The following is a 12,117-nucleotide window of genomic DNA, read 5'->3' as shown; positions in this document are numbered from 1 at the left end:
CGTCATCGACGATAAGCCGGGTTTCCTTGCCGGGTGGGTACATCGGGACGTGGCGGCACGGATTGGTGCCGTCAGGGCGCAGCCCCCACACTTCGGCCAGGTTGAACATCTTGCGCAGCACGCCGAAGGTGCGGTTGGCCTCGGCCTGCTTGTAGGCCAGCTTCTTCATCAGCGCGGCCACGTCCGGGCGCTTCACGTCCTGCACCTTCATCCGGCCCATGATCGGGATGATGCAGCGGTCAATGACGCCCTGATAGCCGCGCTGCGTGCTGGGCTTGTTGCGCTGCTTGGAGTAGTCCTCCATGAAGGTGTGGCAAAACTCCTTCATGGTCGGTGCCTTGCGGGCCGCGTTCTTGGCCGCGCTGGGATCGCCACCCTTGCGCACCTCGGCCAGCCATTCCTGCGCCATCGTGCGCGCCTGATCGACCGTCAGTTCCCCGTACTGGCCCAGCGCTGGCTTGCGGCGCTCGCCGGCATTCGTGCGGTACTGGAGCATGAACACCTTGCGGCCCGCTGGGGTGATCTTGCACAGGAAGCCGGGCACCACGGTATCCCGCAGTTCGATGGCCTTGTCTTGGGGTTGTGCCGCATCGACTGCGGACTTGGTGAGCTTGATCTTCGCCATGATGACTCCTCGGAAAGCCCGGTTTCCAAGAGCCGCATGGGAGCCACGCGAGGGGAAGCCGGGTCAAGTTTCGGAAAGCACCGGCATATGTTGAACTCGCCTAAGTGATTGATAAACCTGCTGTATCGAACCTTGGCGTAGTCCAGCGAATTGCGGTACTGGAGTCATCGTGAAACAAAAAAAGGCCGCTTCCATCAAGCGGCCTTTTTTAAATTTTTTACTTTATTGATAGCAGCTTGCGCTTAATCAATCAGTAAAACTTCAACGCGTCGTGCTTTATCGTTACTGCCATTGGCCAGAGTGTGCTCTGGTTTTACAAGCTCTAGCAACGCCTCGTCCACCCCCAATTTCAGCAACAGATCGCGCACAGCCACCGCGCGGCGTTTGGCCAGTTCGACATTCAACGCCGCATCGCCAGTGGCATCATGAAAGCCAGAAATGCGTATCCGCTGGCCCGCTTTGGCCCCTTCCAGCACGGTGGCCAAGGCTTCTTGCGCTCCAGGGGCCACGTCAGTTTTGCCCTTGGCAAAAAAGAACTTCACCTTATTGCCATCCACGCGCACGGCCGCTTGCTCGGTCAGCACCACGGCCGCCGGGGCCAGGGCAGCGGGCTCCAGCGGGGCGGGGGTCGCATCGACTGCGGCCGCTGTGGCAGAGGCAGGCACGGTGGTGGCCACCGCCAGCCCACTGCGCTGGGCCGCAAAGCCGACCACACTGGCAACTACCGCAGCCACCAAGGTAAACACCAAACCCAGGGCAAAGCGTTGTTGATCATCCCCATTGGCCGCCGGCATAAAAGCACTCCTTGAATAAAAATCGTGGGGCGCATTGTAGTAAAACACCTTGGTCGATTCTTCAAGATTTTTTGCACTCCGGTGCGTATTTCAGCAGCGCCCCTGCGCTGCGCCCAGGACCTTTTGCTGTATGTCTGACCTTCCCCACACCATCGCCCAGTTGCGCAAAAGTTATGGCCGCGCTGAATTAAATGAAGCCAGCACACCGGCCAATCCCTTAGAACTGTTTGCGCAATGGCTGCAAGAAGCCATCAACGCCCAGCTGCCCGAGCCCAATGCCATGACCCTGGCCACCGTGAGCAGTGCCATGCGCCCGAGCACGCGGGTGGTGCTGATCAAAGGTTTTGATGCGCGGGGCATCGTCTGGTACACCAATTACCAAAGCCGCAAAGCCCAAGAGCTGGCGGCAACCCCCTTTGCCGCGCTGCAATTTCATTGGGTTGAGCTAGAGCGTGTGGTGCGCATCGAAGGGCGCGTGGAAAAGGTCAGCGCCGAAGAAAGCGATGCTTACTTTCACAGCCGCCCCTTGGATTCGCGCATTGGTGCTTGGGCCAGCCCGCAAAGCCAGGTGATTGCCGGGCGCAGCGTGCTGGTCACCAACGCGGCCAAATACGGGGCGCAATTTTTGCTCAACCCTCCGCGCCCGCCACATTGGGGCGGCTACCGCCTGGTGCCCGAGCAATGGGAGTTTTGGCAAGGGCGCAAAAGCCGTTTGCATGACCGTTTGCGCTACCGCCCCGAGGAGAGCGCCCCTGCCGATGCCTGGGTGCGCGAGCGCCTGGCACCCTAGGCTTTAGGCTTTACTTGATCGACTGCAAGATGGTGCGAAAGTGCGGGTGCTCGCAATCGCGCAGCCACTCAAACAGCACCATTTCGGTGGTGACCAACTCAGCGCCCGCCCCTGCCAGGCGGTCAAATGCCGCATCGCGGTTGCGCTCGGTGCGCGAGCTGCAGGCATCGGTGACCACCCAGACATCCATTTCCTCGGTCAGTAAATCCAGCGCGGTTTGCAGCAGGCAGACATGGGTTTCACAGCCGGCCAGCACAATCGTGGGGCGCTCTGGTTCGGCCACTTCAGGTTTGCGCAAATGCTTGGGCAGGCTGCGGGCATTGCCCCCTGCTGGGCGAGCCGGTGGGCGCAAGGTGTCAAGCAATTCTGGGGTGGCCGCGCTGAAGCTCATCTTGTGCAGCGTTTTATCGGCCAGGGCCGCCAGAGCCGGCACATTGCCGCCCAGTTTCAACGGGTTTTGCTCGGTCGCCCAAATTGGCACCTCCAGCAGCCGCGCGGCTTGGGCCAAGCGCAAAGCGTTGGCCACCACCTGCTCGCCATCGCGCATGGCGGGCATCAGTTTTTCTTGGTAATCGACCAGCACCAACTGGCATTCATCCACATCCAAGAGCATTGCGATTTCCTTTTTAATTCACACGAGAAAGCTGGCATTTTTACCTTTTTTACTGGCTTCAAATGCTTCGCCTGAAAAAACAAACGTGTTACCCTTGCGGGATGCCTTTTTCACGCTGCCTTTTTGCCCTTACCCTGTTTGTCAGCTCAGCGCTCCAAGCGCAAACAGCACCCAGTCCGGACAACGCCGCATTAGTGCAAGCGTTTTCCTATGCGCTGGACGATGTGAGTACCTTTTCCGTACCGTCGGCGGCACTGGAGCTGGATACCGAGGCCTTGTCCATCACCGCCACACCCTCCCCTTCGGCAAGCAGCAACGCCGGTGATGCCGCCGAGCACGACTGGCTCCCCCAGATTACCCATGCTGGCGAGACTGTGGCCCACAACACCAAGCAGCTGATCAGCACCGCCATCCAATTCATGGGGGTCCCCTACCGCCGTGGTGGCAGCAATGCGGCCTCTGGCTTTGATTGCAGCGGCTTTGTGCGCAACGTGTATGCCGATGCCCTGGGCTTGGTGCTGCCACGCGTAGCCCGTGACCAAGCCAATGCCACCAAAAAGATTGAAAAGAAAGAATTGCGCCCCGGTGACCTGGTCTTTTTCAACACCATGCGCCGCACCTTCAGCCATGTCGGTATTTATCTGGGCGAAGGCAAGTTCATCCACTCCCCCCGCTCGGGCGCCAAGGTGCGCATTGAGAGCATGAATACCAAATACTGGAGCGCCCGCTTCAACGGTGCCCGCCGCGTGGCATCGGTAGCCAGCTTGAGCAGCACGGGTGCTGCCAATTACTCTTTGGCCCCTTAAGGAAAGCCTGCTTGCTGCCCGCTTTGAGCGTCACTTTCAAGCTTCTTGCCCCGTGCTTTTCATAGAAAAAGGCCTGCTCCACTCGGGCAGGCTTTTGAATTGACTCCTTATGCCCACCTCCGAAAAAGACCCTTCCAAAATCAACGTCGTGCGCTGGGCCATCGGTCTGCCCGTCGGTTTTTTTGCCGTGTTGATGCTCATCAGCAAGCTCTTGTTTACCACCTCCCCGGACACCGAGGCCCAGTGGATCGAGCGGGAAACCATTCGCCAATGCTGGAAAGAGTTGGAGCGCAAACCCGAAGACGACAAACCCAAGCACTTTGCTGGCAAAGAAGATTGCGAGCGGCTGGAGTTTGACTTCAAGGCCCGCTGGAATACCAATCCCTAATTACAGGATTACAACAAGGCCGCAACCGCCTGGGGCTGCAACTGCGCTTGCAGCTTGACCACATGGCCAATGATGATGAGCGCCGGGGCCTTGATATTTTCATCTTTGGCCAGTTGCGGCAGGTTCGCGACGGTGCCGGTCACGCAGCGCTGCTCGGGCAGGCTGGCTTTTTCGACCAACGCGGCCGGCGTATCTCCCGGCAAACCATGGGCCAGCAACTCGCGGCAAATGATGGGCAAGGTGCCAATGCCCATGTAAATCACCACCGTTTGGCGCGGGCGCGACAGGGCTTGCCAATCCAAGGCCACTTCGTTGGCCCCGCGCAAATGCCCCGTGGCCAGCACCAGGGTGGCCGAATAATCGCGGTGGGTCAGCGGAATGCCAGCACAAGCGCCCGCGCCTTGGGCAGCGGTAATACCGGGAACGACCTCAAAGGGAATGTCTTGCTCGGCCAGCACCTGGGCTTCTTCGCCGCCACGGCCAAAGATATAGCCATCGCCGCCTTTTAAGCGCACCAGATCGTGCCCGGCCTGGGCCAGGCGCACCATCAGATCAATGATGCTTTCCTGCGCCAGCGTGTGGTGCGAGGCCACTTTGCCCACATAAATCATCTCAGCCCCGGCGGGCACCAGCGCCAGCACATCTTTGCTGACCAGGTTGTCGTACAGCACCATCGTTGCCTGCTCCAGGGCGCGGGCCGCACGCACTGTGAGTAAATCGACGGCCCCCGGGCCGGCACCCACGAGCGTGACCTTGCCAGGGCGGCAGCCGTCTCCAACCGGGGTGAACCAGCGAGCTTGTTCGACGAAATCCATGTTCTTCCTTCATCAGTCATTGGTGGCGCTGCAACGCATTGTTCGAGGATTGGCGCAAAGCGTCCTTAAACCAGTTTAAGGATTATTCCCTATTGCCACGGCACGATTGTGGCTATGGATTGAACGCCTGAAGGACTGGTCATGACCAAGCATTTTTTTACGCGCTGGCCCTGGGGGCTGATCGCCACCCTGACCGCTGCCACGGTCAGCGCACAGCCCGTGCCAACACCCGCAGCGGCCCCGTTGATCCCTGCCCAGCGCATCGAGGCCCTGACCCACATGGTGCGCCAAGACTGTGGCTCCTGCCATGGCATGCGCTTAACGGGCGGCCTGGGCCCGGCCCTGACCGCTGAGGCATTAACCGCCAAACCCCCTGAATACCTGCAAGCCGTGATTTTGCATGGCATCCCTGGCACGCCCATGCCGCCCTGGAGCGCCATGCTCACCGCGCCCGAGGCGCAATGGATTGCGCAGCAATTGTTCCAAGGTTTTCCACTTGAGAAGTTAGAGAAATAAGGAGTCCCGCCCCATGTCCACATTGCACCGCCGCGCTTTACTTTCGCTGACTGCCGGGGCCGGCCTGTTGGCCGCTGGCTGCGCCAACACCACCAGCACGGCCACCACCCCTGCTGCCCCAGCCCTGCAAGGCACGGGCGACTTGGGCGTGGTGATTGAACGCGCCCTGGGCGCACTCACGCTGGTCAATACCTCCACGCGCCAAGCCATTGGCCGGGTCGAGGGTTTGGGAGACTTATCGCACGCATCCGTCGTATTTTCGCGCGATGGCCGCTATGCTTTTGTTTTTGGCCGCGATGGTGCCGCCACCCGCGTAGACATCCTGGCGCAAAAAATCACCCACCGCGTGATGCAGGCGGGCAACTCGATCGGTGGGGCCATCAGCGACGATGGCCGCTTGGTTGTGGCGCAAAACTACACCCCCGGTGGCATCAAGGTGTTTGATGCCGCCACGCTGGAGCTGTTGGCCGATGTGCCCGCCACCATGCCCAATGGCCAGCGCTCGCGCGTCGTTGGACTGGCCGATTTGCCGCAGCGGCGCTTTGTTTACAGCCTGTTTGATGCCGGGGCAATTTGCATTGCCGATTGCAGCGATCCGCGCCAGCCCAAAGTGACCACCCTGCCCAATATTGGCAAGCAGCCCTACGATGCCCTGCTCTCGCCCAATGGCCGCACCTACATTGCCGGCCTCTTTGGCGAAGATGGCCTGGCCATGGTCGATATGTGGGCACCCAAGCTGCAAGTGCGCCGCATTCTGGGCGGCTACGGGCGCGGCGAGCAACCGCTGCCGGTGTACAAAATGCCCCATTTGCGTGGCTGGGCCATTGCGGGCCAGCACGCCTATCTGCCCGCTGTGGGCCGGCACGAGGTGTTGGTGGTCGATACCACCACCTGGGAAGAAGTGGGCCGCATCCCCGTGGCCGGGCAACCCGTGTTTGTCATGGCCCGCCCGGATGGCCGCCAGGTGTGGGTGAATTTTTCGGTGCCCGATTACCACCGCGTGCAAGTCATCGACACCCCCAGCCAAACCATCATCGACACCCTGGAGCCGGGCAAAGCCGTGCTGCACATGGAGTTCACCCCCCGGGGCGAATCGGTGTGGATCAGCTGCCGCGACAGCCACCAGGTGCAGGTGTATGACACCCACACCCGCCAACTGCAGGCCAGCTTAAAAGTGGATGCGCCCAGCGGCATCTTCTTTACCGCCCGCGCCCAGCGCATGGGGTTTTAGGTGGTCAAGGCCATGCAGCACCCCCACAGCCCCACCGAGCTGGCCCTGCTCAACCACTGGCAGCGCGGCTTTCCCCTGGTTGATGCACCCTTTGCCACCATTGCCGCGCAAGAAGGCATGCCCCCGGCGCAGGTGCTGGCCACCTACGCCCAGCTGCAGCAGCGCGGGTCACTCAGCCGCATTGGCGCAGTTTTTGCCCCCGGCGCTGGCGGCGCATCGCTGCTGGCGGCCATGGCCGTGCCACCGCAGCAGCTGGAGGCCGTGGCTGCCATCGTCTCCCGCTTTGCCGGGGTCAATCACAACTACGAGCGCGAGCACCGGGTAAACCTGTGGTTTGTCGCCACCGGCAGCGATGCCGACCAGGTGGAGCAGCTGCTGCAAAGCATCGAGGCCGCCACCGCCCTGCCCGTGCTGCGCCTGCCCATGCTGCGCCCGTACCGCATCGACACCGGGTTTGACCTGCGCCAGGCGCAATCCACCACCAGCGGGGCCACCCACTGGGCCCCGGCCCCTATCGCTGCGCACGATAAGCCACTGGCCGCCCTGGCCGAGCAGGGCCTGCCTTTGGTCGATGCGCCTTTTGCCATGTGGGCCAAGGCCTTGCATACCGATGTCGATGCCGTGCTGCAGCGCCTACAAGCCTGGCTTGATGCCGGGCTGATGAGCCGCTTTGGCGTGGTCGTGCGCCACCACGAGCTGGGTTTTTCGGCCAACGCCATGACGGTGTTTGACGTGCCTGCCGCCCAGGTCGATGCCTGCGGGCTGGCCCTGGCCCAGGTGCCGGGGGTGACCCTGGCCTACCAGCGCAGCCGCGCCCCAGGGTGGGATTTCAACCTCTACTGCATGGTGCATGGGCGCGACCGTGCGGCGGTGCTGCACACCGTGGAGCACGCCATTGCCCACGCTGGCTTAAGCGGACTGCCCCGGGCCACCTTGTTCTCTTTGCGCCGCTTCAAGCAAACCGGGGGGCAACGGTTTAGCGCATCAAATACTAAATTGATAGCTGTTGCCGCTGATTAAATAAAGACTTGAAAGCACTTTATGCCTGAAAACATCCAATCCATTGCGGCACTAGCTGCGGAAGATGCCTTATTGATCAACCACCTGCACGGCGGTTTTCCTTTGGATGAGCGCCCCTTTGCCACCGTTGGGGCGCAACTGGGCTGGAGCGAAGAGCGCGTCATCGAGCGCCTGCACCAGCTGCTGGCGCGGGGCGTGCTCACCCGCTTTGGCCCCCTGTTCCAAATCGAACGCGCTGGGGGCCAGTTTGTGCTGGCAGCGATTGCCGTGCCCGAAGAGCGCTTTGATGTAGTCAATACTGTGGTCAATAGCTTCCCCGAGGTGGCGCACAACTACCGCCGCACCCACCGCTTGAATATGTGGTTTGTGGTGGCCGCCGAAACCCCGGCGCTGGCGCAAACCGCCATTGCGCGCATTGAAGAAGCCGTGGGCCTGCCCGTGTACGCCTTCCCCAAGGAAGAAGAATATTTTGTCGAGCTGCGCCTGCCCGCCCAGGCCAGCCAAGGAGCGCCCCATGGCCTTGACTGATTTTGACCGCGCCCTGATTGCCGCCACCCAAGGCGGCCTGCCCCTGGTGGCCCGCCCCTACGAGGCCGTTGGCGCGATGCTGGGCGTGAGTGGCGAACAGGTGCGCCAGCGCCTCTCCAGCATGCTGGACAGCGGCCTGATTCGCCGCATCGGCGCCGTGCCCAACCACTACCGCCTGGGCTACACCGCCAACGGCATGAGCGTGTGGGATGTCGAAGATGACCAAGTGCAAGCCCTGGGCCAGCGCATTGCCAAGCTGCCCGGTGTCTCGCACTGCTACCGCCGCCCGCGCCACCTGCCCGAGTGGCCGTACAACCTGTTTGCCATGCTGCACGGCACCAGCCGCGCAGCGGTAGAGCAGCAGGCCCAAGAGCTGGCCGCCATCTTGGGCGCTGCCTGCCGGGGCCACGACATTTTGTACTCCACCGCGATTTTGAAAAAAACCGGCCTGCGCTTGAAAAACTAAGCCACCACAAAGGAACCCTGCCCATGTTTCGTATCAGCCAATACATGCGCGAACTGGCGCACGCCGAGCAAACCGGCCACTACCCCGAGGTGCGCGAGCGCAAAGCCCGCGGCCCGGTGGTGATCTGGAACCTCATTCGCCGCTGCAACCTCACCTGCAAGCACTGCTACGCCCTGTCGGCCGACCACGATTACGTGGGCGAACTGACCCTGCCCGAAGTTTTTACCGTGATGGACGATTTAAAGGGCTTTGGCGTGCCCGCGCTGATTTTGTCCGGCGGCGAGCCACTCTTGCGGCCGGATATTTTTGAAATTTCCGCCCAGGCGCGAAAACTGGGCTTTTACACCGGCCTCTCGACCAACGGCACGCTGATTGACCGCCCGCTGGCCCAGCGCATCGCCCAGGAAGGCTTTGACTACGTAGGCATCAGCCTGGACGGCCTGAAACCCACGCACGATAAATTTCGCCGCCTGGACGGGGCCTTTGACCGCAGCCTGGCCGCCGTGCGCTTTTTGGCTGAATTTGGCGTGAAGGTGGGCCTGCGCTTCACCATGACGGCCATGAACGCCCACGACCTGCCCAACCTGCTGCAGTTGATGAAGGACGAAGGGGCGAACAAGTTCTACTTCTCGCACCTGAACTACGCCGGGCGCGGCAACATCCACCGCGATAAGGATGCCCACCACCTGGCAACACGCGATGCCATGAACCTGCTGTTTGACCGCGCCTGGGCGGATGCGCAGGCCGGCTGCATGGACGATTACGTCAGCGGCAACAACGATGCCGACGGCCCCTTCTTGCTGCACTGGGTGCGCCAGCACCTGCCGCAATGGGAAAGCGCCCTGACCGAGCGCCTGACCCGCTGGGGCGGCAACGCCAGCGGGCAAATGGTGGCCAATATCGACAACCTGGGCCACGTCCACCCCGACACCATGTGGTGGCACCACGACCTGGGCTGCGTGCGCGATCGGCCTTTCTCGGCCATCTGGAACGACACCTCCGACCCGCTCATGGCCGGGCTCAAGCAACACCCCCGCCCGGTGCAAGGCCGCTGCGCCGGGTGCAAGTACCTGGCCATTTGCAACGGCAACACCCGCGTGCGGGCACAGCAACTCACGGGCAACCCCTGGTTTGAAGACCCGGGCTGCTATTTGACCGATGACGAAGTGGGCGCGGCCAGCACCCCGTTGGAAGTGCCCGCAAAAACCAAAGCTTTCAATAGCATTCGCCGCAGTAAAGAGGCTGAAAATGCATAACATTTTGCAAAAATACCCAACAATTATAAGCGCAGCGTGCTTCTTTTTTGCAAGCAATGTGTTTGCACAAACACTGCCGACGGCCCCCACGCCGCCAAGCATCAACGCCGCTGCGCTGTACCAACAGCATTGCGCCAGCTGCCACGGTGAGCAGCGCACGGGCTTAATGGGCCCAGCCCTGTTGCCTGAAAGCCTGGAACGCACCCGCGCCCCCGAAGTGCTGCGCGTAATCAAAGAGGGCCGCCAGGCCACGCAGATGATGGGCTTTGGCGACCTGCTCTCGGGCGCTGAAATCCAGGCCCTGGCCGACTGGATTCGCACCCCGGTGGTGCCCGCCCCGCGCTGGACAGCGGCCGACATCACCGCCTCGCGCATCGCCACCCCCTTGCCCGCCGGAACGCCCAACACGCCGCTGTGGCAGGCCGATCCGATGAATTTGTTCGTCGTGGTGGAAGGCGGTGACCACCACATTTCCCTGCTCGATGGCGACAAGTTTGAAGTCATCAAGCGCTTTCCAAGCCGCTTTGCCCTGCACGGCGGGCCCAAATTCACCCAGGACGGGCGTTACGTGTTTTTTGGCTCGCGCGACGGCTGGATTACCAAGTACGACCTGTACCGCCTGCAGGTGGTGGCCGAGGTGCGCGCGGGCCTGAATATGCGCAACGTGGCCGTCAGTGCCGATGGCCAGTGGGTTATGGCGGCCAACTACCTGCCGCACACCCTGGCGCTGTTTGATGCCGATTTGAATCTGGTGAAAACCTACGACGCGGCCACCCAGGACGGCACAAGCAGCTCGCGCGCCTCGGCGGTGTACGACGCGACACCGCGCAACAGCTTTGTCGTGGCCCTGAAAGACATCCCGGAAATCTGGGAAATCTCGTACGACAAAAACGCCGAACCCATCTACGACGGCCTGGTGCACGACTACAAAATGAAAGAAGGCATCAGCAAACCGGGCTTTTTGAACGTGCGCCGCACCCCCCTGACCGAGCCGCTGGACGACTTCTTTTTCGACCAAAGCTACCAGCACGCCCTGGGAGCGACTCGCCCGCGCAAGGGCGATGGCAAGCCCAGCGCCCAGGTGGTAAACCTCAATGCCCGCGTCAAAGTGGCCGACCTGCCCATTGCCGGCATGCCGCATTTGGGCTCGGGCATCACCTTTGCTTATAAAGACACCACCGTGCTGGCCAGCCCCAACCTGGGCGGTGGGGCGATTGATGTGATCGACATGAAAAACTGGCAAACCGTGCGCACCATCCCCACGCCGGGGGCCGGCTTTTTCATGCGCAGCCATGAAAACACGCCCTACGCCTGGACCGATTCGATGATGAGCCCCACGGCCAAAGACACGCTGACCATCATCGACAAACGCACGCTGGAGCCCGTCGCCCAGGTGCGCGAGCCGGGCAAGACGCTGGCGCACATCGAATTCACCAAAGATGGCCGCTACGCCTTGGCCAGTGTGTGGGAAATGGATGGCGCTATCATTGTTTTAGATGCTCGCAGCTTTAAGGAGGTTAAGCGTCTGCCCATGGTCAAGCCCGTGGGGAAATACAACGTATGGAACAAAATCTCGCGCAGCGAGGGAACCTCGCACTAGCTGACAACGCACAGCTAAAAACATCGACAAAAAATCACCCTTCCCAAACCGCCGCCCCCCCCATGGCGGCGGCCACCTTGCCGGGAGACTTTGTTATCTGGCTGCTGGTGCTGCTGGAGATGACGACCTTTGCCATCCTCTTCATGGGATTTGCCGGTGCCAAGCTGGCCCAGCCCGAGGTGTTTGCCGCCGGACAGGCCAAGCTGGCCCTGTGGTCGGGGGCGGTCAATACGGTGCTGCTGGTCAGTGCCAGCGCCTGCGCTGCGTGGGCGCTGCATGCGGTGCGCACCCAGCGCAACCGCCAAGGCAGCCACTGGCTGCTGGGGGCGCTGGCTTTGGGTATCGGCTTTTTGGTGGTCAAAAGCATTGAATATTGGCAAAAGTGGCAGCTGGGCCTGGACTTTGCCAACAACACTTTTGACATGCTGTACGTGATGCTCACCGGCTTTCACTTCCTGCATGCCCTGGTCGGTTGCGTGCTGTTTGCCCTAGTGTGGGCCCCGACGCGCAGTGGCAAATACACGCCCGACAACTGCAGCACCCTTGAGACGGTGACCGTCTTTTGGCACATGGTCGATTTGCTGTGGATGATTTTGTTTCCGCTGGTGTACGTACTTCGCTAGCTCTTAGATCGTGAACACGTTCTTAAATTTATAGTCTTTTGCAGGA

The 12,117-nt window shown here is 61.4% G+C and carries 15 protein-coding genes; 11 read left to right on the top strand and 4 right to left on the bottom strand.

From position 1 onward, the window contains the following. Nucleotides 1–625, bottom strand: a 625-nt coding sequence (locus J1777_RS04995; RefSeq protein WP_207574739.1) for an integrase arm-type DNA-binding domain-containing protein, incomplete at its 3' end; no start/stop codon positions are given. Between the two features lie 242 nt (nt 626–867). Then, a complete protein-coding gene (locus J1777_RS04990; protein ID WP_207574738.1) occupies nt 868–1,419 on the bottom strand; it encodes an OmpA family protein in 552 nt (183 codons plus the stop codon). 130 nt (nt 1,420–1,549) lie between these two features. Here J1777_RS04990 and pdxH point away from each other — a divergent pair, with 130 nt between their 5' ends. After that, on the top strand, nt 1,550–2,209 hold the full coding sequence (gene pdxH / locus J1777_RS04985) for a pyridoxamine 5'-phosphate oxidase (protein WP_207574737.1): 660 nt from the start codon (nt 1,550–1,552) through the stop codon (nt 2,207–2,209). Between the two features lie 10 nt (nt 2,210–2,219). Here the strand turns inward: pdxH and J1777_RS04980 are convergent, their stop codons facing one another. After that, entirely contained in the window at nt 2,220–2,822 is a 603-nt protein-coding gene (locus J1777_RS04980; protein WP_207574736.1) for an isochorismatase family protein, read from the bottom strand. A gap of 224 nt (nt 2,823–3,046) precedes the next feature. On the opposite strand from J1777_RS04980, the gene J1777_RS04975 reads away from it, so the two are divergent. Both J1777_RS04975 and J1777_RS04970 read left to right on the top strand, forming a co-directional pair. After that, complete coding sequence (locus J1777_RS04975; RefSeq protein ID WP_341352932.1) at nt 3,047–3,628, top strand: C40 family peptidase; 582 nt, start codon at nt 3,047–3,049, stop codon at nt 3,626–3,628. Nucleotides 3,629–3,737: 109 nt separating this feature from the next. Continuing rightward, nucleotides 3,738–4,016, top strand: a complete 279-nt coding sequence (locus J1777_RS04970) for a hypothetical protein (RefSeq protein ID WP_207574735.1) — start codon at nt 3,738–3,740, stop codon at nt 4,014–4,016. Nucleotides 4,017–4,024: 8 nt separating this feature from the next. Here the strand turns inward: J1777_RS04970 and cobA are convergent, their stop codons facing one another. Further along, nucleotides 4,025–4,831 (bottom strand): uroporphyrinogen-III C-methyltransferase, encoded by an 807-nt coding sequence (gene cobA, locus J1777_RS04965; protein WP_207574734.1) that lies wholly within the window; start codon nt 4,829–4,831, stop codon nt 4,025–4,027. 141 nt (nt 4,832–4,972) lie between these two features. Between cobA and J1777_RS14310 the strand changes: the two genes are divergently transcribed. The 8 genes from J1777_RS14310 (at nt 4,973) to J1777_RS04930 (ending at nt 12,071) form a co-directional block, all read left to right on the top strand. Next, complete coding sequence (locus J1777_RS14310) at nt 4,973–5,347, top strand: c-type cytochrome (RefSeq protein WP_242700392.1); 375 nt, start codon at nt 4,973–4,975, stop codon at nt 5,345–5,347. A 22-nt stretch (nt 5,348–5,369) separates the two neighbouring features. Next, nucleotides 5,370–6,578: a cytochrome D1 domain-containing protein gene (locus tag J1777_RS04955; protein ID WP_242700398.1), complete on the top strand. Its 1,209-nt coding sequence runs from the start codon at nt 5,370–5,372 to the stop codon at nt 6,576–6,578. Between the two features lie 12 nt (nt 6,579–6,590). Further along, a complete protein-coding gene (ahbB, locus tag J1777_RS04950; protein ID WP_242700391.1) occupies nt 6,591–7,598 on the top strand; it encodes a siroheme decarboxylase subunit beta in 1,008 nt (335 codons plus the stop codon). A gap of 21 nt (nt 7,599–7,619) precedes the next feature. Next, nucleotides 7,620–8,126, top strand: coding sequence for an Lrp/AsnC family transcriptional regulator (locus J1777_RS14305; RefSeq protein ID WP_242700390.1), 507 nt, complete (start codon nt 7,620–7,622; stop codon nt 8,124–8,126). Next, nucleotides 8,113–8,592, top strand: coding sequence for a siroheme decarboxylase subunit beta (gene ahbB, locus J1777_RS04945; RefSeq protein WP_207574732.1), 480 nt, complete (start codon nt 8,113–8,115; stop codon nt 8,590–8,592). The genes J1777_RS14305 and ahbB (J1777_RS04945) overlap by 14 nt, the downstream gene beginning before the upstream one ends. A 23-nt stretch (nt 8,593–8,615) precedes the next feature. Beyond that, a complete protein-coding gene (gene nirJ, locus J1777_RS04940) occupies nt 8,616–9,848 on the top strand; it encodes a heme d1 biosynthesis radical SAM protein NirJ (RefSeq protein ID WP_207574731.1) in 1,233 nt (410 codons plus the stop codon). Next, nucleotides 9,841–11,448: a nitrite reductase gene (locus J1777_RS04935; RefSeq protein WP_207574730.1), complete on the top strand. Its 1,608-nt coding sequence runs from the start codon at nt 9,841–9,843 to the stop codon at nt 11,446–11,448. The genes nirJ and J1777_RS04935 overlap by 8 nt, the downstream gene beginning before the upstream one ends. A gap of 62 nt (nt 11,449–11,510) precedes the next feature. After that, complete coding sequence (locus J1777_RS04930) at nt 11,511–12,071, top strand: cytochrome c oxidase subunit 3 (protein WP_242700389.1); 561 nt, start codon at nt 11,511–11,513, stop codon at nt 12,069–12,071. Nucleotides 12,072–12,117: the final 46 nt, after the last annotated feature.

It is taken from the genome of Comamonas denitrificans, assembly GCF_017368815.1.
In the GTDB taxonomy this organism is placed as follows: domain Bacteria; phylum Pseudomonadota; class Gammaproteobacteria; order Burkholderiales; family Burkholderiaceae_C; genus Comamonas; species Comamonas denitrificans.
Note: the sequence above shows the minus strand (reverse complement) of the source record. Positions and strands in the feature narration are given on the sequence as shown.

Bases quoted from the DNA above. Each gene is read 5' to 3' on its own strand.
- J1777_RS04990 (WP_207574738.1), bottom strand. From the start codon at position 1,419: ATGCCGGCGGCCAATGGGGATGATCAACAACGCTTTGCCCTGGGTTTG.
- pdxH (WP_207574737.1), top strand. From the start codon at position 1,550: ATGTCTGACCTTCCCCACACCATCGCCCAGTTGCGCAAAAGTTATGGC.
- J1777_RS04980 (WP_207574736.1), bottom strand. From the start codon at position 2,822: ATGCTCTTGGATGTGGATGAATGCCAGTTGGTGCTGGTCGATTACCAA.
- J1777_RS04970 (WP_207574735.1), top strand. From the start codon at position 3,738: ATGCCCACCTCCGAAAAAGACCCTTCCAAAATCAACGTCGTGCGCTGG.
- cobA (WP_207574734.1), bottom strand. From the start codon at position 4,831: ATGGATTTCGTCGAACAAGCTCGCTGGTTCACCCCGGTTGGAGACGGC.
- J1777_RS14310 (WP_242700392.1), top strand. From the start codon at position 4,973: ATGACCAAGCATTTTTTTACGCGCTGGCCCTGGGGGCTGATCGCCACC.
- ahbB (WP_242700391.1), top strand. From the start codon at position 6,591: ATGCAGCACCCCCACAGCCCCACCGAGCTGGCCCTGCTCAACCACTGG.
- J1777_RS14305 (WP_242700390.1), top strand. From the start codon at position 7,620: ATGCCTGAAAACATCCAATCCATTGCGGCACTAGCTGCGGAAGATGCC.
- ahbB (WP_207574732.1), top strand. From the start codon at position 8,113: ATGGCCTTGACTGATTTTGACCGCGCCCTGATTGCCGCCACCCAAGGC.
- nirJ (WP_207574731.1), top strand. From the start codon at position 8,616: ATGTTTCGTATCAGCCAATACATGCGCGAACTGGCGCACGCCGAGCAA.
- J1777_RS04935 (WP_207574730.1), top strand. From the start codon at position 9,841: ATGCATAACATTTTGCAAAAATACCCAACAATTATAAGCGCAGCGTGC.
- J1777_RS04930 (WP_242700389.1), top strand. From the start codon at position 11,511: ATGGCGGCGGCCACCTTGCCGGGAGACTTTGTTATCTGGCTGCTGGTG.